The following is a 19,276-nucleotide window of genomic DNA, read 5'->3' as shown; positions in this document are numbered from 1 at the left end:
CAGACAGGGATGTTGCCGTGATCGTGCCTGCCCCCGACCCCCGCGAGGTGCGTGAGGCGAGCCTGGACGAGCTGTCCCGGTTGCGGCTGCCGCTGCCGCCGCCGCAGTTTCCGCTGGTCTGGGAGCCGGGCGATGACATCGAGCTGCGGCCGACGGCGGAGATCGAGGCGCGGATCGCGGTGCTGCACCTGATCCTGGCCCGGTGCTTCGGCATGCCGCCCCAGGCCGCGATGAGCTGGCTGCTCGCCTCGCATCTGGTGGAGATGGTCACTCCGCCGGAGTTCCATTTCGTCACCGGGGCCAAGGGCGACCACCGCTCGTTCGTGCTGCACCACGACGCCCTGTTCTCGCTGGCCTGGGTGCTCGGCCTGACCAAGCAGCTGGACCCCAGCATGCCGGCCGACGACCGGCTGCTGGAGCGGCTGCCGCACATCGTCGAGGGGGAGACCTTCCGGCAGTGGCGGTCCCGGATCCTGGCCGCGCCGCAGCATCCGGCGGATGCGGCTGCCCTGCTCGACCTGCACTACTGCCTGGACTGGTCGTACCTGGAGGTGAGCCGCGCCGGCCGGAGCCTGCCGGGGCTGGTGGACGCCAATGCGATCGGTCAGCGGCGGTGGGCGCTGGAGTGGGCGGTGATCCTGCGCGGGCCGTACCACGACGAGCCGCCCGGCTGGGAAGAGGTCGACCTCTCCACCTAAGCCCGGTACGTCCCGAGCCGCACCGCGACGGTCACCCGGACCGGCTCGCCGAGGGCGTCGATCCGGGCGGTCAGTCCCGCCGGGTCGGTGTGCCAGGCGCTCGGACCCATGCCGACCAGGGTGGCCACCTCCGGGCCGGACAGCGTCAGCTCCTGCCGGTGCACGGTGGTCGACTCCTCGGTGAAGTGTCCGGCCAGGCTGGCCGCCACCCGGTCCGCCTTCGCCGGGTCGACTCGCAGCAGGCCGAGTGCCGCGACCAGTTCGGTGAGGTGGTCGGTGGCCGGGGTCACCACCAGCAGCCGCCCGCCCGGGGCGAGAACCCGGCGGAACTCGGCGCCGTTTCGGGGTGCGAAGACGTTCAGCACCAGCGCCGTCGAGGCGTCCGCCAGCGGTAGTCGCTGCCAGGTGTCGGCCAGCGCGGCGGTGACCCGCGGGTGGGCGCGGGTGGCTCGACGCAGCGCGGGTTTGGAAATGTCCAGCGCGAGACCGGCGGCTGCGGGCACCGCCGCCAGCACCGCGGCGAGGTGCCGGCCGGTGCCCGCGCCCGCGTCCACCACCAGCGGGTACGCGCCAGGGACAGTCGGGTGGGGGGTGGCGAGGGCGGCGTCGGCGGCGGCGGCGAGGGCGGTGGAGATGACGTCGTAGTGACCGGCGGACAGGAAATCCGCCCGGGCGGCGACCATCTCGGCGGTGTCGCCGCTGTGCGACGTGCGGCCGGTGAGCAGGTTGACGTAGCCCTGCCGGGCGATGTCGAAGCTGTGCCGGCGCGGGCACCGCAACGCCCGGGATCCACCCGTCACGACCTCGGCGAGCGGGTCCTGGCAGACGGGGCAACGCAGCCGCGCCAGGACGCAGGAATCCATCACGGCTGTCTCACGCGTCGAGTCTAGGGGTGTGTCGGAGCCGTCCTGGCCGGCGGAGGGTCTTCGACACACGCCCTGCGCGGGCGCCGGGCCGGACGAGCGGACTAGGGTCGGGAGCATGGGCTGTGAGCGGGGCGAGGGGCGATGAGCACGGATATCGGGTACGAGGACATCGTCAGGGCGCCGAAGGCGTTGTTGCACGATCACCTGGACGGTGGCCTGCGCCCCGCGACGATCGTCGACCTGGCCGCGGAGATCGGTCATGAACTGCCCACCACCGACCCGGCGGAGCTGGGGCGCTGGTTCGTGGCGGCGGCCGACTCCGGCTCCCTGGAGCGCTACCTGGAGACCTTCGCGCACACCGTCGCCGTGATGCAGACCGCCTCCGCGCTGCGCCGGGTGGCCCGGGAGTGTGCCCTTGACCTGGCTGCCGACGGGGTGGTCTACGCCGAGGTCCGGTTCGCCCCGGAGCAGCACCTGGAGCAGGACCTGACCCTCGACGAGGTGGTCGAGGCGGTGCTGGCCGGCTTCGTGGAGGGCAGCACGCTCGCGGCCGAGGCCGGCACGCCGATCCGGGTGGGCACGCTGCTCACCGCGATGCGGCACGCGGCCCGTTCACAGGAGATCGCCGAGTTGGCCGTACGGCACCGCGACCACGGTGTGGTGGGCTTCGACATCGCCGGTGCGGAGGCGGGTTTTCCGCCCACCCGTCACCTGGACGCCTTCGAATACCTCCAGCGGGAGAACTTCCACTTCACCATCCACGCCGGTGAGGCGTTCGGGCTGCCCTCCATCTGGCAGGCGATCCAGTGGTGCGGCGCCGACCGCCTCGGCCACGGCGTCCGCATCGTCGACGACATCACCCCCGGCCCGCAGCCCCAGCTCGGCCGGTTGGCCGCGTACGTGCGGGACAAGCGGATCCCGCTGGAGCTGTGCCCGTCCTCGAACGTGCAGACCGGCGCCGCCGCGTCCATCGCGGAGCATCCGATCGGGCTGCTGCGGGACCTGCGTTTCCGGGTGACCGTCAACACCGACAACCGGTTGATGAGCGGCACCTCGATGTCCCGGGAGATGGCGCTGCTTGTCGACGCGTTCGGCTACGGCTGGCGCGAGCTTCAGTGGTTCACGATCAATGCGATGAAGTCCGCGTTCATCCCCTTCGACGAGCGGCTCCGGATCATCGACGAGGTGATCAAACCGGCGTACGCGAAGCTGCTGGGCTGACCGACGCCCGGCCGGCGGTCAGCCGAGCCTCGGCGGATGGCCGGCGGCGAGCAGACCGGCCACCCGGCGCAGCACATCCCGACCACGGGCGGCCTCCGCACCGAGCCCGGTCTGGCGGCGCAGCACGGCCGGCTCGGCGCGCAGCAGCGCCAGGCCGCGCAGCAGCAGGACCCGTGGGCCCTTGCGCTGCTCGGCGAGGTCCCGGGACAGCCGACGGAGGAAGGTCGCGCTGCGCGGCCGACGCAGGGCGTACGCCCCGGCGAGGAGGCCGCGTCGCCGGCACTCCCCGACGATCTCGGCGGCGAAGATCCCTTCGGCTACGAAAAGTGGCGAACTGGCCAGCTCGAAGCGCCGAGTGGCCACCCGTCGGTCCTCATTGATGGCATACACCGGAACGTCCGCCCGGCCGTGTCGGACCAATTGGTCAATAACCTCCACCGCCGCCTCGGCGTCCCACGAATCGGGCGACTCCCAATCGATCTGACCGTTCCGTCTCGGTAACGTTGGGTCATCGCCGTCCTTGTAGAAATCGTCCAAACAGAGCACTGGCAGCCCGGTTTGCTGCGCTATATACGACTTTCCGGAGCCGGAAGGGCCGGCCAGGAGGACGACTCGGTGCGGGTTGCTCATTACTTCAAGTAACTCCGAACAGACGGACCGCGATCAAATTGCATCAACATCTCATCACACCTCCGGCTGCGGCCAACCTGGGCTTTCTCTTTCCGTGGCGGCGTGATGGAATCTCGGATGGTCCGACCCGCCGGGTCGGCTGCTGGGCGTTGTCCGGGGGCAACGCGGACGCTGCAATCACGAGGGCGGTGACGTGAGCAAACGGCCGAAGACGGCAGGTTCTCTCCTGTCGCGTCTACGCCGGCCGGCAGGTCGGCTCCGCGACATGCCGATCTGGTCCAAGCTCGGTCTCATCATGATCGTGCCGACCATCGCCACGGTCGTCGTGGGTACCAGCGGTCTGATCGACCACCTGGATGCGCTCGACGACGCCAACCGGGCCGGCGACCTCGCCGAACTCATCGATCACTCCGGTGATCTGGTGGACGGCCTTCAGGACGAGCGGACCGCGGCGGTGCTGCTGCTGGGCCTGGACCCGGAGAAGGCCACTGCGGCGCAGAAGGAGGCGGCGTCCACCCGCTACAACGAGGTCTCGGCGCGCGTCGACCAGGGCAAGGCCCCCTACTCGCAGCAGCGGTCCGACCTCAGTGATCTGCCCGTCAGCCTGAACGGGCTGCTCGGCCAGATCGATCAGGGCCTCGGTGACCTGCCCGGCGCCCGCAGCCAGGTACTGAACGGCAAGTTCCGGATCACCGACGCGCTCCAGTCCTACGACGAGCTGATCAATCAGCTGCTCACCGTCCGGGACTCGGCCAGCCAGCTGGCTGGTGACAACGACCTGAGTGACCGGATGCGGGCCGCGGCCGCGGTGGCCCGGGAGAAGGAATGGCTCTCCGTCCGCCGGGTGGTCGTGCACCGCGCGCTGATCCTCGGCGGCATGAGTTCGACCGTGCGGACCGACTACATCTCCAGTGAGACCGGTCAGCAGCAGGCGCAGCAGAGCTTCGACGCGGTGGCCACCGAGGCGGAGGCGGAGTTCCACGCCCAGACCATCGGCGGCGGCGACCGCCGGCAGGCGACGATCTACATCAGCCAGGTCAACGCCGACAACTCCCAGAACCTCGCCGGCATCTCGTTCACGCCCGAGCAGTGGGACGAAGCGCTTGTCGCCAACGGCCAGCTGATCCGCTCGGTCGAGTCGAAGTTCGACGCCGACGTGGTGGAGCAGGCCGGCGAGCTGCGCTCCGAGGTGCAGCGCACGGTGTTCCTGGAGACCGGCCTGCTGCTCACGATGCTGCTGCTGGCCATCTTCCTGGCGTTCCTGGTGGCCCGCTCGATGGCCCGCTCGCTGCGTGAGCTGCGTCAGGGTGCGCTCTCCATCGCCCAGTACGGGCTGCCCCAGGCCGTCGCCCGGCTGCGCGACCCGCAGGTCACCGGGCAGCTCTCGCCGGTACAGCTGGCCAACCAGATCGCCGAACCGCTGCCGGTACGCAGCAAGGACGAGTTCGGTCAGGTGACCGAGGCGTTCAACGCGGTCCACCTGGAGGCCGTCCGTACCGCGGCCGAGCAGGCCGCGCTGCGGTCGTCGGTCGCGACGATGTTCGTCAACCTGGCCCGCCGGTCCCAGATCCTGGTCGACCGGCTGATCGGCCACCTCGACCGGCTGGAGCGAGGCGAGGAGGACCCGGACCGGCTGGCGGAGCTGTTCCAGCTGGACCACCTCGCCACCCGGATGCGCCGCAACGACGAGAACCTGCTGGTCCTCGCCGGTGCCGACTCGACCCGTGTGCAGCGCGAGCCGGCCGCACTGATCGACGTGCTGCGGGCCGCCCAGTCCGAGGTCGAGCACTACACCCGGATCGAGTTCGGGGTGATCGACCGGGACATCGAGGTCGCCGCGCACGCGGTCAACGATCTCGTCCACCTCGTCGCCGAGCTGTTCGACAACGCGACCGCCTTCTCCCCGCCGGATTCCCAGGTGCTGGTGGAGGCTCGCCGGGTCGGTGACCGTGCCTCGCTGTACGTCGAGGACCGCGGTATCGGCATCAGCGGCGAACAGTTGACCGACCTGAACGAGCGGCTGGCCACGCCGCCGCAGGTGGACGTCGCCGTCTCCCGGATGATGGGCCTGGTCGTGGTCGCCCGTCTGGCCTCCCGGCACGGCGTCAAGGTCGAGCTGCGGCCGGGCGGCGACCGGGGCACCGTCGCCGAGGTCACGCTGCCGCCCACCGTGCTGGTGCCTCGGGCACTGTCCGGCCGAGGGCAGCAGCCCCCCGCGCTGCCGGCCGCCGCCGGCCCCTCGTCCGGGCCGGCCCCGGCGTTCGGTGCGCTGGCCGCGCTCGGCAACGGCGCGCACCCGCCGGCCCCGCCCGCCGCGCATACCCCGGGCAGCTCGGGTAACCAGGTGACCCTCGGCGGTCGGCCCTTCGACCCGGCCAGTCGTAACGGCTCCGGGACGCCGACCACCGTGGGTAGCGGCGGCAACCTGCCCGCCTGGTCGGACCTGACCGGTGCCAGCGGCACCAGCGGTGGCAATGGCAACGGCTTCGCCCCACTCGGCTCGAACGGTCACCCGATCGATCCGCTGCCGCAGCGCCGGTCCACCGACGAGCCGAGCGGTCAGCCACCCGCCATCCCGCGCCAGCTGCCGAGCAGCCCCGAGACCGGTCCGTACGCCCCACCGGCGGTGTCGGCTCCGCCGGTGCCCCCGGTGTCGTCGCCCCCGGTCTCCGGTACGCCGTATTCGGCCCCGCCGGTCTCGGCGGCTCCGGTCTCCGGTCACCCCGTGTCGGCCTCGCCCGTCTCCGGCTCACCCGTCTCGACTCCGCCCGGTGGTTCGCTGCCGCAGCGGCCGGTCTCGGCGGCACCCGGCGCCGGTGCGCCCTCGGCGCCCCCGGCCTGGCCGCCGGTCGCCGGGGAGCCGGCCGCCCCGCCCGTGCCCGAGCGGCTGGCCGCCGCCCTGGACATGACCACCGAACTGCCTCGGGTGCAGCGTCAGGCTCCGGCCGCGCGACCCGCTCCCGTGCAGAACCAGCCGACCACACCCACGCCGCCGCAGGCCCAGAACCGGCAGCGGTACGCCGACGAGACGATGGAGCTGCCGATCTTCCGGGAGCTGGAGTCGGCGTGGTTCCGTACCCGTCGGCCGGGTCCGGAGGAGTCGGCGGGCGCGCGTAAGTCGGCCACGGCCGGTGCGACGACCCAGCAGCTCTCCACGGTCGACGTCGTCAATCGACCGGCCCAGCAGACCCAGACCGGGACGACAGGTAACGCACCGATGGCACAGACTCCGACGGGGGCGGGCGCGTCCGGCGGGAACGGCGCGGCAGGGAGTGGCGGGCCCCGGCCCGGCGCTGCCGACAGCGCACCCGCGCACCGCCCGACACCACAGGAGAACATCTGGCGGACCGCGGCCGACGACGGTTGGCGGGCGGCCACCGCCGCCAGCCAGGCACCGGCGGCTGGCACCACCGAGACCGGGCTGCCGAAGCGTACGCCGATGGCACAGCTCGTGCCGGGGGCGGTGGAGAAGCCCACCACCTCGGTGCAGCGGCGTAACCCGGAATCGGTACGCGGTCTACTTTCCGCCTACCACCGGGGTGTCCAACGGGGACGTAGTCACCCCTCGGACAGCAACCCGACCGGCCCGGACGGAACTCCGGGCGGGCAGCAATCCTCGCAGTCTGGCTCTGGCCCGGTGGCCGGGAGCGGGCAGAAGGAGCAAGAAGGATGACTAGTACGCAGGATCTCGGTTGGCTGCTGGCCAACTTCGCCGATCGGGTGCCCGGTGTCGCGCATGCGGTCGCCGTCTCTGCGGACGGCCTGCTCCTGGCGTCGTCCCGAGACCTCCCCCGGGACCGGGCGGACCAGCTGGCGGCGATCGCCTCCGGCCTGGTCAGCCTGACCCAGGGCGCGGCCCGCTGCTTCGAGGGAGGCGCCGTGCTCCAGACCGTGGTCGAGATGGACAATGGCTTCCTGTTCCTGATGTCGATTTCCGACGGCTCGTCGTTCGCGGTACTCGCCGCGCGTAGTTGCGACGTGGGACAGGTCGGTTACGAAATGGCCCTGCTCGTTGACCGGGTGGGCGACGCCCTGACCCCGCAGCCGCGCACGGCTGTGGGGATGATGGGCTGATCGTCGCGCCAGCCGGTGGGGGCGGGCGGGGCGACAACATTGCATACGACGGGTTGCACCGGTCCAACCGGTGCCGGGTACGAAGGAGGTGAGCGGCAACATGGCTGATCGTGACGAGCCGACCGGCGCGCTGGTCCGTCCATACGCCGTGACCCGCGGTCGTACCCGTCCCCGCCTCGACATCGCCCTGGAGGCGCTTGTCGAGACGACGGTGCGCGGTCGGGCCGCTGCCACTGGCAATGGTGGCCAAGGCCGTGAGCACCAGTACATCGCCGCGCTGTGTGACGGACGCGTGCAATCGCTCGCGGAGATCGCGGCGCGGATGCAGCTTCCGCTCGGCGTGGCCCGGGTGCTCATCGCCGACATGGCGACGGACGGCCTGGTCGCGGTCCACGAGCCGACCATCCTGGACGACTCGGACGACGCGGTGGGCACTGAACTGCTGGAGAGGGTGCTGAGTGGACTTCGCAGGCTCTGACATGTCGCACCGGCCGCCGGCCCCGAGCGGGCGCGTGACGTCGGCGAAGATCGTTATCGCCGGTGGATTCGGCGTCGGCAAAACGACGCTGGTCGGCTCGGTCTCGGAGATCACGCCGCTGACCACCGAGGCCATCATGACCTCCGCCAGAGTCGGCGTCGACGACACCCGGCAGGTGCCGGGCAAGACGACGACCACGGTGGCCATGGACTTCGGCCGCATCTCGATCGATCGTGACCTGATCCTGTACCTGTTCGGTACGCCGGGTCAGACCCGTTTCTGGTTCATGTGGGATGAGCTGGTGCGGGGAGCGATCGGCGCGGTCGTGCTGGTGGACACCCGCCGGCTGGCCGACTGCTTCGCGGCGATCGATTTCTTCGAGCATCGGCGGCTGCCCTACCTGGTGGCCATCAACTGCTTCGACGGGATGCAGTACCACGACCCGCAGGACGTCCGGGATGCGCTCGCCATCTCCAGCGACGTGCCGGTGGTGGCCTGCGACGCCCGGAACCGGGAGTCGACGAAGCACGTACTGATCTCGCTGGTCGAGTACGTGCTCACGATGCGTCGCTCCCGGGCCGTCGCGCCTGCGTGAAGCTCGGCACCAGTGCCCGGTGACGGCCACCGCCGACACCGGGCGCTGGCTGGCGGCCGGATGACGTGGGTGGGCGCCCTGGGGCGCCCACCGTCGTCAGCTGAGCCGGTTCCAGGCGCCGCCGTCGACGCGGTACACCCCGAGGGAGTGGCGGTCCATGCCGCTGTGCCGGATGGGCGTGAACGAGTACATCCCCGCCAGGCCATCGGTGACCTGGTTCTGCAGGTACGCCCGCAGCCGACCACGGTCCACGCTGTCGGCCAACCGGGCCGCCGTGCTGATCAGCAGCAGCGCGTCCGAGGCGTACGGGGCGAAGCCACGGTAGGCGCCGTGCGCGCGGATGTACGCCGAGACGAGGTCGCGGTAGGCGCGCCCGGCGGCGCTGCTGTTGGCGATCGTGGAGCCGCCCAGCGAGGACGGGTGGACCGCGTAGGAGCCCTCGACGGCGGGCAGATTGGGACCGTCCAGAGTCTCCTCGGCCACCGCCCCGGCGTCGAAGAACATCTCACCGTCATGCCCGGCCGCGCGTAGTGCCCGTGCGGCGGCGCCGGATGTTGGTGCGGTGGCCCAGACCACCACACCGTCCGCGCGGGCCGCGACGGCCTGTTCGGCGGCGCGGGCCATGCCGGCCTTGCCGGTCGACAGTCGTACGGTGCGGGCCAGGCCGACCTCTGCGGTTCGCAGCGCGCCCCGCATGGCCCGGACACCCGAGTCGCCGTGCAGCCCCTCCTCGGCCAGCACCACCACCCGGCGCAGCCCTTCGGCGTTGATCAGCTGGGCGAGCCGCCGCGCCACGTCTCCGGCGTCCGGGGTGACCTTGTAGACGTAGGCCCGCTGGGCCAGCGGCACCGCGATGGAGTCGCCGAACGCCAACGACACGAACGGCAGTCGGAGCTTCTGCGCCACTCCGATGACCGACATCGAGGTCTCCGCCAGGGTGGCTCCGAGCAGGGCGTGCACGTCCTCCCGGCGGCCCAGTTCGGTCGCCTGCCGAGCGGCCAGCCGGGGATCGCTGCGGTTGTCCAGCACCTCGACGCGTACCGTCCGGCGGAGGTTACCGACCGCCACGCCCTTCTCGTTGAGGGCGGCCGCACTGATGGCCAGGGCCCGTTGCTGGAGTACACCCAGCGCCGCACCGGGGCCGCTCAGCTCCAGCGTGGCGCCGACGACCAACTCGTGGCCGGGAGTGGGTCGGGCGACCGTGTTCTCCCGCCCGTCGTCGCGCCCGCAGGCGCCCAGCAGCAGCGTGCCCGCCGCCGCAGCCAGTACGCCGCGTCGAGTGACCACGGATGGGCCGGTTACCGGTGTCGCCATGAGTCGCCTTCCCGCCCGGCGACCTGCCGCCGGTTGTTCCGCGGGTATGCTTCCGGCCCTGCCGACCCGGCGTCAAATTATCCGGGTGTGGGCAGGAACACGCAGGTGAACGCCCTTGGACCAGCCCACCAACAGCAATGCGGTGCGGTGGTCAGGAGCGGTAGCCGGCGGAGCGGTACTCGTACTCCCGATCGTCGTCGCGGTCACCGGTGTCGCGGCTGAAGTCCCAGCCGCCGGCCGACTCCCGTCCGGGACGCCCACCGACCGCGAACCCACCGATCTCCTGCCCCCGACGCCAGCCGCGGAAGTATCCGGTGGTGTTCTCGGCCAGGCTGGCCGCGTCCCGCACTATCCGCAGCGGACGCTCCTCCCGCAGCGGCGAGCCGGGCACCAGGTTGGCCTGCGGTACGCGCTTGGGTAGCCCTGCATTCGTCTCGGCACCCACTGCGGGACGGGCCGCCTGCTCGGCGGCCTGCCATCCGCTGTCGGCCGTGGTCGACCAGTCCAGGTCGGCCTCTTCGCCGTGTCCCACGAACCAGGCGGAGCGAGCCTGCGCGAAGATCAGCAGATCGCCGTCGCCCTCGTCGGGGACCGGCGGCGGCCGGTGCTCGATCGGCGGTTCCGCCGCACGGCGGGCCGGTGGAAGCTCCAATCGCTCGGCCCCCCGGTTGCCGCGTTCGGTGCCGCCGCGGTCGACGAGCCGTAGCGGCGGCGTCTCCGGCGGCGGCTGGGCCCCGTTGCGCAACGCCCGGTCGGCCAGCGGCGGCGGCTCGACCAGTCGCAGCACGGGCGGTTCCGGCGGCAGGTCGTCGGCGAGCCACGGCGGGGTGACCCGGCGGTCGGCACCGTGGTCGGTGGGGGGCTCGGGGGCGCTGCGCCGACCCCGGTCGTCGTACGAACCGACGACCGGATTGCGCGGCGAGGTGTCGGCCGGATTCTCCGGGTTGTTGACCAGCGGCCAGTTCGAGCGGGATCCCGGGGGAGCGTTCTTCTCCTGCTCCGGGCGGGGAGCCGGCACCGGGACGCTGAGGTCGGTGGCGCTGAATCCGCCGGCCGGTGCCGGTGGTTCGCCGTTCGTCTTCGGCCGGGGCGGGATGACGGTGCGCTGGCGCTCGGCGCGCGCATTGTTGATCGCCGCCGTGGTGAGGGTCGGCCGGAACGGCTCGCCCGCTTCGGCGGGTGGGATCGAGCCACGCTGCGCCGGTGCGATCGGCGTGATGCCGGGCGGCGGCGGAGGCGGCGCGGAGATCGGCCGGTTGGCCGGACCGTCCACCCGAGAGGGGTGCGACTCGGCCCGTGACGGCGAGGCGGGCGGGCCGGCCACGGCGGCCGGCGTCACCGGCGCGGGTGCGACCGGCGGGGGAGTCACTGGCGCGGGCGCCACCGGCGGGGGGCCGAGCGGACGCGGGGAGGCCGGCTGGGCACTGCCCGGCACCGGCTCCGGCCGGCTACGACGGCCACCGGCCGGCTCAGGCCCGCTGGGGCGCACCGACCGCAGGCCGGTCTGGGTGCCGGGGGTGCTCGCCGACAGCTCGCCGACCTGTTCGCCGCGTCGCGCGGCGGCTCGCCGGCCGGACGCCGGCGTCGGCCCGGCGGTGCGGGCACGCAGGGCACCGACGAGCGCCTCGCAGCCGGCGTCACAGGCCCGGACGGAGGCGACCGCCTGTCGGATGGTCTCCGCGGCGGCTGAGGTGAGGGCCCGGTTGACGGTGGCCCGCCGTGGGGTCTCGGAGATGGCGACGCGCAGCGCGGTGACGGCCTCGTCGATCGCCTCCGCGTCACCTGCCCCTTCGGCGGCGAGTTGAGCGGTGACGGCGTCCGCGGTGACCGCGGCGTCGCGGCCCCGGCCGGCCGCATCGGTAAGCATGCCCGGCTCGGGCAGCGCGTCCAGCACGGCCAGCGGGATCGGCTCGGCCGGGTCGGGGTAGGCGCGCAACGCGGCCGGGTAGAGCTCGCGGAGCACCTCGCGCAGCGCGGCCGCGGCGGAGTGCCGACCGCTGGCCAGCGCGGCGTGTGCGGCGAGGACTTGCTTGTACCCGGCGAGGTCACGAGGGGCCGGCAGGGTCACCGCTGACAGTGCCCCGGCCTGCAACGCACGGGCGAGTCCGACGGCGCGCCGGACGGCCGGCGGCGACTGCATCTCCTCCAGCGAGTCGTCGTCGGCGAACCGCTCGGCGAAGTCGTCGACCGAGTCGTCGTCGGCGATCGCCAACGGGCGACCGGCGGCGCTGAGCAGAGAGGTGATGGTGTGGTCGTCGCTGTCGGCGGCTATCGCCGCACCGCTCGGCCCGCCTGAGCGTTCCACGAGCAGCGTGACCAGCCGGGCGTAGCCCGTCGGGTCGTCGCCGATCTCGCAGACATGCAGCAGACGGCCTGCGTCGTCGACCACAGCGGACGTCAGCGCCGATCCGGTCGAGACCGGTCGGTCGGCCGGGTCCACCGAGGTCAGACCGCAGTACACGCGCACGAGCGCCACGGCGTCGTCCTCCTCCCGGGACACAAGGCTTTCTCTGCCAGAGACTGATGCTCCCTGGTGCGGGTCAGTCGCGCCAGTCCACGACCGCAGAGATCTTCCCGACAATGGTCCGCCAACCCAGACTTGCGGTTTGTGCCCCGATTTTCTTCAGCCTACGCCGTCCCATGAAGCCGCCGATGCCGCCGCCGACCGACGCCCGTAGTGCCTCGTCCAGGTCGTCGAGACTGGAGCCGGCGGAGAGCATGTCCAGCACCGCGGGCAGCCGCAGGGCGTACGCCAGGTCGCGGGCGACCTCGCCGGCCTCGATGAGCAGCGTCGGGTCCCAGGTGTCGTGCCCGCCGCGGAGGTTCTCCACGACGAGGTCGAGTTCGTAGACGTCATCGTCCAGCGGTGCGATGTCAGCCGGTTCCACCCGTTCGGACAGTTCACCCCAACTGTCCAGCTGAGACAGATCGTTGGGTGCGCCGGAACGGACGAAACTGACAAGTGACTCGGGCGTCTTGAACAGCAGCAGCCGGCCCTTGTGGGTCAGGAAGACCGGCACTTCCTCGTCACCAGCCTGATCGGCGGTGATCTCCTCGGCGTCCTCCTTCCCGTCTTCGGTGGCGTCGTCGCCGCGCTGCGCCCGCTTCTCCTCGTCCTCGCTCTCGGCGAACTCCCGGGCGACCTCCTCGTCGAGGATGACGACGTCACCCTCCTCCTCGTCGTCGCCCTCGGCCGGGCCGACCTGCCGGCGGGCGAGGAAGGGATCGTCGGCGTCGCGCTCGGCCACGTCGGTCGGGGTCAGCTCGCTGGCCGGCCGGTACGCGCGCAGGGTGAAGCCGGTGCCGGCCGGCAGGGCGATCTCCACCGGATCGATCCGCAGCTCGTCCCAGAGTGCGCGGTCCGCGGTCTCCGCCGCGGCTACGTCGGGCGCGGAGTCGGCCGGTTCGATGACGTCCGGCTCGCTGGTGCCGGTCGTGTCATCGAGCTCGGGCTCGTCGGCGTCCGGCCGTTGGGGCGACTGGCGTGCCACGGTGACCTCCGTGTGCGTCGGGCTACCACCCCCGGCGCTGATGCCGGTGAGTGACTCTGGGCACATACCCTAGTTGGCTGCGCTCGGTAACCGCTGGCCGCACCCCGGTGGCTCACCACGCGGATAACAAGTAGCGTGTCTACGTATGAACGCCCAGGCGCTGCACGGACACCTCGACGCCCTGCTCCTGGCCGTGCTGGAGCGGGGGGCTCTGCACGGCTACGCCATCATCGAGGCCCTGCGGGCGCGCAGTGACGGTCGCCTCGACCTGCCCACCGGCTCCGTGTACCCGGCACTGCGACGGCTGGAGCGGGCCGGCCACGTGGCCAGCGCGTGGAGCACCGTCAACGGGCGGGAACGGCGGACCTACGAGCTGACCGACACCGGCCGGCGGGCACTGGCCGACCAGCGGTCGGGGTGGCGCGAGTTCAGTTCGACAGTCGGCCGCTTCCTGGACCCGGGCACCACACCCGTCACGGCGGGCTGAACGTCAGCGGGTGGCCAGCAGCCAGGTCCGGGCGGCGCTGCCCAGCCACACGTGGGCGGCGGCGCCGACGACCATTCCGATGATCATCGGTGGCCAGGTCAGGGCCGCGTCCCACAGCAGGATCGACCAGGCGAACAGCCCGGCCCCGGCCACCGCGCCCAGCAGGGCGGTGCCGGTCAGCGCGACACCGGCGCTGCGCGCCAGCGCGGTCAGTACGGGACGCGCCGAGCGGGCGGTGGCCGCGACCAGCACGAGCCCGGCCAGACCGAGCAGGAACGCCCCTGCCCAGATCCACTCCACCGACTGCGACAACAGCAGGTAACCGGAGGGTGGTCGCGGTCCGCCGCTCCAGCTCGATCCGTGCCAGGTCAGATCACCGGCGATCGAGGCGGTCGCGGCAAAGGCGACCACTCGCAGGGACAACCCGCGCAGCGCGGCCACCGCGAGCTCGGCCTGGTAGGCCGGGGCCAGCTGATCCGGCGTACCGAAATCGGCGACCGCCTGGCGCGACGCCTCAGCCGCCGACAGGCCGCTGTCCCGGTACGCCTCGACGGCGTCGAGCAGCCCGTGCCGGGCCTCGGTCATCAGATCGGTCCGCAGCCGACGTGGCCCACGGAGCCGACCGGCGAGCTGCCGCAGGTGTTCCTCGACCAACACGTCATCCCTGACCGGCATGGCCCCAACCCTGCCATGCCAGCTGGTGTCCCGGCCTCGGGGACATCCCGGAGGCGGCCCCGACGGATCAGCCCGACAGCGCGAGGTAGCCGTGCTCGGCGGCCTGCTGCAACACCCACTGTTCCCGGTACCAGCCGGGCGTCGTCACGAGCGCCGCGTGTCGACCCCGCTGCACGACCCGGCCGGCGTCCAGCACCACGATCTCGTCGAGTTCGGCGAGGCCGCTGAGCCGGTGGGTGATCAGCAGCACCGAGTGCCCGGCGGAGGTCGCGGCCAACGTGCCGGCCAGCACCTGGTCGGCGGCGACCGGGTCGAGGCCCTCCGTGGGCTCGTCGAGCACCAGTAACCCGGGCGCGGCGAGCAGAGCGCGGGCCAGCGCGAGCCGCTGCCGTTGCCCCCCGGAGAGCTGTCCACCCTCCTCGCCGACCACCGTGTCCCAGCCGTCCGGCTGGGCCCGGACCCAGTCCGCCAGCCCGGCGGCGGTGGCGGCGGTGAGCAGCGCGTCCTCGTCCGCATCCGGCCGACCGAGCAGCATGTTGTCCCGGACGGTGGCGTGGAAGACGTACGCCTCGGCGAGCAACCCGCCGACCAGGCGAGGCAACCGCTCAGACGGGTACGACGACACGTCCCGCCCGTCCAGGCTGACCCGGCCGGCGGTGGGGGACACCGCACCGGTCAGGACGGCGGCCAGGGTGCTCTTGCCCGCGCCGCTCGGACCGACGACCGCGACCCGACGTCCGGGCGGCAGCTCGAGGTCGAAGCCGTCGAGCGCGGCGGGAGCACCGATCCGGTACCGAACCGTCACCCCTTCGAACCGGACCGCCGGTGCCGACTCGACCGCCCGCCCGGCGTCGCGCAAGCTCGCGGCATCGGCCGCACCCCGGTCAGTCGAGGTCCGGGCGGTCCCGGAGTCAGCGTCGCCGGGTGCCAGGAGCTGGGCGACCCGGGCCAGGCCGGACCGCAGCCCGGTCCATTGACGGGCCGCGCCGACCAGCGCGAGAGCGATCTCCACGGCGGCCAGGGTGCCGACGGCCAGGACGCCGACCAGCACCCCGTCCACGCCGGTGCCGAGGGCCACGTACACCACCGCCCCGGCGGTGAGACCGGCCACCAGCACCCCGGCCGCGTCGACGGCGAAGCCGAGCGCGGCGAGTCGCCGCTCCAGCCGGGCCAGCCGGCGGGCCCGCCGCCCGGCTGCCGCCAGCGCGTCCGAGGTCGCCCCGAACGCCGCCAGGTCGGCGGCGCCATGGGTGAGATCGACCGCGTCGGTGGCGAGCGCACCGCGCAGTGGCGCCACCTCCGCACCGGCCCGTCGGGTCAGCGCGGTCGCCAGCGCCGGTAGGGCGACGGCGGCCACCAGCAACCCGGCGGCGAGCGCGAGCGCGGCCGGCAGCGACACCAGTGCGGTCAACCCGACGGCCAAGACGCTCACCAGCCCGGCCGCGGCGGCCGGCACGACCACCCGCAGCAGCAGGTCCTGGACCGCCTCCACGTCGGAGACCAGCCGGCTCAGCGCGTCCCCACTGCGTGGCGGACTGCTCCGCCGGGACGCCAGGGTGTCGAAGACCCGGGCCCGAACGTCGGTGACCAGGCGCAGCACCGCGTCGTGCCCGGCCAGACGTTCGGTGTAACGCAGCACGCCGCGGCTCACCGCCAGCGCCCGTACCGCCACGATCGCCACGGTGAGCCGGTCCAGTGGGGGCTGACCGGCGGCGGTCATCAACAGCCAGGTCGCGGTCGCCATCAGGGCCAGCCCGGCGAACTCGGTGGCCGCGGCGAGCAGCCCGGCACCGATCAGGCGCCTCAGGTACGGCCGGGCCAGTCGCAGCACGATCCGTTCGGGCGAAAGTCCGCTGCTCATCGCCGCACTGGACCGGCTGATTCGCTCGCTGCGCTCGCTCATCGCGCCACCTCGCTTCGCTCGGCGTCACAATGAGCCACCACCGCACTGAGCCGGCAGATTCGCTCGCTGCGCTCGCTCATCGCGCCACCTCGCTTCGCTCGGCGTCACGATGAGCCACCACCGCACTGAGCCGGCAGATTCGCTCGCTGCGCTCGCTCATGGGCGGCGTTCCCCGGCCGGTACCGGCGTCAGTTCGGTGACCCGCCCGTCCTCGACCCGCAGGATGCGGTCGACGTCGGTCAGCAGCGCGGGCCGGTGGGCCACCAGCAGCGCGGTGCGGCCGGCGACCAGCTGGCGGGTGGCCGACAGCACCACCGCCTCGGCGGCGGCGTCGAGGCGCGCGGTGGGCTCGTCGAGGAGCACCACCGGTGCGTCCCGCAGGAACGCCCGGGCCAGCGCCACCCGTTGCCGCTGACCGCTGGACAGGCCGTGCCCCCGCTCGCCGAGCAGGGTGTCCAGCCCGTCGGGCAGGGCGGCGACCACCTCGTCCAGCGCGGCGGCGTGGACCGCGGCGGCGAGGGCGGTAGGCGTGGCGTCGGGGGTGCCGAGCCGGATGTTGTCGGCCAGCGACGCGGCGAACAGGTGGGCCCGCTGCGGCACCCACGCCACCTGTCGACGCCAGCCGTCGAGGTCGGCGTCGGTCAGGTCGACCCCGCCGACGGTGACCCGTCCGTCGGTTGGGCGCACGAAGCCGAGCAGCAGGTTGAGCAGGGTGCTCTTGCCGGCGCCGCTCGGCCCGATGATCGCGATGCGCTCGCCGGGCCGGATGGTAAGCGTCACGTCGCGCAGGGCAGTGGTGCGCTCGTACGCGACGGTCACCGATTCGAAGCGGATCTCGGCGCGCCCGTCCGGTCGCGCGCCCGGCTGACCCGCCGGTGCCGGGGGAGCCGAGGCGGAGAGGGTGAGCGCCTCGTCCAGCGCGGTGAGCCCTTCCATGCTGGCGTGGAACCGGCTGCCGGCCGCCCGCAGCGGCAGGTACGCCTCCGGGGTCAGCAGCAGCACCAGCAGCGCGGTCTGTAGCGCCAGACCGCCGCCGAGCAGTCGGATGCCGACCGGTACGGCGACCAGCGCCACCGACAGGGTGGCGACGAGTTCGAGCACCAGCGCGGAGAGGAAGGCGATCCGCAGCGTCTTCATGGTGGCGATCCGGTGCCCGTCGGCCATCCGCCGTACCGCGTCGGTCTGCGCCCGGGCCCGGCCGAACGCGCGCAGCGTGGGTAGCCCGGCCACCATGTCCAGGAAGTGCCCGCCGAGCAGGGAAAGCCGCCGCCACTGACGCTCGGTGGCGGCCTGGGCCTGCCAGCCGAGCAGGGCCCCGAAGATCGGGATGAGCGGCAGCGTCAGCGCGATGATCACCGCCGAACTCCAGTCGGCGAAGAGGACCCGGCCCAGCACCGCGACCGGCACGGTGACGCTCAGCACGAGTTGCGGCAGGTAACCGGTGAAGTACGCGTCCAGCGCGTCCAGTCCCCGACCGGCGAGCGTGGCCAGCTGCCCGGCCCGCTGACCGGCGACCCAGCCCGGCCCGTGTCGGGCGACGGCCCCCAGCAGGTCGGCCCGCAGTGCCGCCTTGACCGTGGCGGCCACCCGCGCGGACACCGCGCCCTGTGCCCAGACCAGCAGCGAGCGGGCCGCGACCGCGGCCAGCAGACCGACCAACGCGGCCCGGTCCAGTCGCCCGGTGAAGGCGGTGGCCAGCAGCACGGCCAAGGCGGTGGCCTGCGCCACGACCAGACCGGCGGCGAGCACGCCGAGCAGCGCGAGCAGGCCGAGGTCGCGTCGGGCAGCGGGAACCCGACGCAGCAGCCGCGGGTCGAAGGGGCGGCGGCTCACCAGTACACCGGTGCCCTGCCGTCGGCCCGTCCCCGAAAAATCCACAAGCACATCGCCTGGAAGCCTAGTAGGGCCGGCAGCAGCGGTACCGTCAGCCAGCCCAGCAGCCGCAGGGTCGGCGCACTGGCCGCCGCGCCGGTCGCCGTCAGTGACGCGCTCGGTTCCACGGTCGACACCAGCACGTACGGCCAGAGAGTCGCCCCGACCAGCAGCACCGGCAGCGCGAGCGCCGTGGCGGTGGCGGTGAAGGCCACGCCGGGCCGTCGCCGCCCGAGCGCCGTCCGCGCCGCCAGCAGGGCCGCCATCAGCAACACCGCCAGCAGTACGCCGACCGCAGGGCGCTGCGCCGCGGCGCGTACCCGATCGGAGAGCAGGCCGACGACGGCCGCTGCGCCGACCGCGATGATCGCGGTGAGGAGCAGGCGGCGGGCCAACGGCCGGAGCCGGTCGCCCTCGACGGCGGGTAACCGGAGGGTGAGGAAGGTCGCACCATGCGCCACGGTCAGTGCCAGCAGGGCCAGTCCGGTGGCGGCGGCGAACGGGGTGAACAGGTGCGTCACCCCGGCCACATGTCCGTCGGGTCGCAGCGGTACGCCCTGGAGCAGTCCGGCGAGCACCACGCCCCAGCCGAGCGCGGCGAGCAGACTGCCGATCGCGATCACCCGGTCCCAGGCGGTGCGGGCCCACCCGCTGCCCGGCCGGCTGCGAAGTTGCACCCCGGCGGTCACCAGGATCACCCCGGTCAGCGCGGCGGCCACCGCCGGGTAGCTGCCGGCGAGCAGTTCCCCCTCCAGTACCGGGAACGCGCCGAACAGGATGCCGGCGGCGGCCACCAGCCACACCTCGTTGCCGAGGAAGAACGGCCCGACCGCGTTGAGGGCGGCGCGTCGGCGCGGCGGGTCGGTGCCCCGGGCGAGCAGCAGGCCGACGCCGTAGTCGTAGCCGGCGAGCACCAGGTAGCCGGCGAAGAAGAGGCCGAGCAGGGCGTACCAGGCGAGTTCCATCTCCGGC

Annotated in this window: 16 protein-coding genes; 7 read left to right on the top strand and 9 right to left on the bottom strand. The window is 73.0% G+C overall.

The features are described from left to right. Positions 1–17 precede the first annotated feature (17 nt). Positions 18–698, top strand: coding sequence for a DUF4272 domain-containing protein (locus AB0J93_RS20175; RefSeq protein WP_363923839.1), 681 nt, complete (start codon positions 18–20; stop codon positions 696–698). Here AB0J93_RS20175 and AB0J93_RS20170 read toward each other — a convergent pair. Beyond that, positions 695–1,561, bottom strand: coding sequence for a putative RNA methyltransferase (locus AB0J93_RS20170; RefSeq protein ID WP_363923838.1), 867 nt, complete (start codon positions 1,559–1,561; stop codon positions 695–697). The genes AB0J93_RS20175 and AB0J93_RS20170 overlap by 4 nt on opposite strands. 144 nt (positions 1,562–1,705) lie before the next feature. Here AB0J93_RS20170 and AB0J93_RS20165 point away from each other — a divergent pair, with 144 nt between their 5' ends. Beyond that, on the top strand, positions 1,706–2,785 hold the full coding sequence (locus AB0J93_RS20165) for an adenosine deaminase (protein WP_363923837.1): 1,080 nt from the start codon (positions 1,706–1,708) through the stop codon (positions 2,783–2,785). Between the two features lie 18 nt (positions 2,786–2,803). Here the strand turns inward: AB0J93_RS20165 and AB0J93_RS20160 are convergent, their stop codons facing one another. After that, the gene (locus AB0J93_RS20160) at positions 2,804–3,148 is read right to left on the bottom strand and encodes a hypothetical protein (RefSeq protein ID WP_363923836.1); all 345 of its coding nucleotides are present in this window, start codon (positions 3,146–3,148) and stop codon (positions 2,804–2,806) included. Positions 3,149–3,608: 460 nt separating this feature from the next. Between AB0J93_RS20160 and AB0J93_RS20155 the strand changes: the two genes are divergently transcribed. The 4 genes from AB0J93_RS20155 (at position 3,609) to AB0J93_RS20140 (ending at position 8,562) form a co-directional block, all read left to right on the top strand. Next, positions 3,609–7,088, top strand: coding sequence for a nitrate- and nitrite sensing domain-containing protein (locus tag AB0J93_RS20155; RefSeq protein WP_363923835.1), 3,480 nt, complete (start codon positions 3,609–3,611; stop codon positions 7,086–7,088). After that, positions 7,085–7,489: a roadblock/LC7 domain-containing protein gene (locus AB0J93_RS20150; protein WP_013731521.1), complete on the top strand. Its 405-nt coding sequence runs from the start codon at positions 7,085–7,087 to the stop codon at positions 7,487–7,489. The genes AB0J93_RS20155 and AB0J93_RS20150 overlap by 4 nt, the downstream gene beginning before the upstream one ends. Before the next feature lie 100 nt (positions 7,490–7,589). After that, positions 7,590–7,967 (top strand): DUF742 domain-containing protein, encoded by a 378-nt coding sequence (locus AB0J93_RS20145; protein WP_091634396.1) that lies wholly within the window; start codon positions 7,590–7,592, stop codon positions 7,965–7,967. A 1-nt stretch (position 7,968) separates the two neighbouring features. Next, entirely contained in the window at positions 7,969–8,562 is a 594-nt protein-coding gene (locus tag AB0J93_RS20140) for an ATP/GTP-binding protein (protein WP_363923834.1), read from the top strand. A 96-nt stretch (positions 8,563–8,658) separates the two neighbouring features. Here the strand turns inward: AB0J93_RS20140 and AB0J93_RS20135 are convergent, their stop codons facing one another. From AB0J93_RS20135 to AB0J93_RS20125, 3 genes are all read right to left on the bottom strand, one after another. Further along, a complete protein-coding gene (locus AB0J93_RS20135; protein ID WP_363923833.1) occupies positions 8,659–9,876 on the bottom strand; it encodes an ABC transporter substrate-binding protein in 1,218 nt (405 codons plus the stop codon). A 151-nt stretch (positions 9,877–10,027) separates the two neighbouring features. Beyond that, a complete protein-coding gene (locus AB0J93_RS20130) occupies positions 10,028–12,376 on the bottom strand; it encodes a transposase (RefSeq protein WP_363923832.1) in 2,349 nt (782 codons plus the stop codon). A 40-nt stretch (positions 12,377–12,416) separates the two neighbouring features. Continuing rightward, positions 12,417–13,433, bottom strand: a complete 1,017-nt coding sequence (locus AB0J93_RS20125) for a DNA primase (RefSeq protein ID WP_363923831.1) — start codon at positions 13,431–13,433, stop codon at positions 12,417–12,419. Between the two features lie 79 nt (positions 13,434–13,512). On the opposite strand from AB0J93_RS20125, the gene AB0J93_RS20120 reads away from it, so the two are divergent. Then, on the top strand, positions 13,513–13,854 hold the full coding sequence (locus tag AB0J93_RS20120) for a helix-turn-helix transcriptional regulator (RefSeq protein ID WP_363923830.1): 342 nt from the start codon (positions 13,513–13,515) through the stop codon (positions 13,852–13,854). Positions 13,855–13,857: 3 nt separating this feature from the next. On the opposite strand, the gene AB0J93_RS20115 is transcribed toward AB0J93_RS20120, so the two are convergent. The 4 genes from AB0J93_RS20115 to AB0J93_RS20100 all read right to left on the bottom strand — a co-directional run bounded on the left by AB0J93_RS20115 (position 13,858) and on the right by AB0J93_RS20100 (position 19,269). Then, positions 13,858–14,529: a permease prefix domain 1-containing protein gene (locus AB0J93_RS20115; RefSeq protein WP_363923829.1), complete on the bottom strand. Its 672-nt coding sequence runs from the start codon at positions 14,527–14,529 to the stop codon at positions 13,858–13,860. Positions 14,530–14,596: 67 nt separating this feature from the next. Beyond that, positions 14,597–16,432, bottom strand: coding sequence for a thiol reductant ABC exporter subunit CydC (cydC, locus tag AB0J93_RS20110; protein ID WP_363923828.1), 1,836 nt, complete (start codon positions 16,430–16,432; stop codon positions 14,597–14,599). 156 nt (positions 16,433–16,588) lie between these two features. Beyond that, positions 16,589–18,265: a thiol reductant ABC exporter subunit CydD gene (cydD, locus tag AB0J93_RS20105; RefSeq protein WP_363923827.1), complete on the bottom strand. Its 1,677-nt coding sequence runs from the start codon at positions 18,263–18,265 to the stop codon at positions 16,589–16,591. After that, on the bottom strand, positions 18,262–19,269 hold the full coding sequence (locus tag AB0J93_RS20100) for a cytochrome d ubiquinol oxidase subunit II (protein WP_363923826.1): 1,008 nt from the start codon (positions 19,267–19,269) through the stop codon (positions 18,262–18,264). The genes cydD and AB0J93_RS20100 overlap by 4 nt, the downstream gene beginning before the upstream one ends. Positions 19,270–19,276: the final 7 nt, after the last annotated feature.

The sequence above is a fragment of the Micromonospora sp. NPDC049374 genome (assembly GCF_040677165.1).
GTDB lineage: Bacteria > Actinomycetota > Actinomycetes > Mycobacteriales > Micromonosporaceae > Micromonospora.
This window is presented reverse-complemented; position numbering and strand designations above follow the sequence as displayed.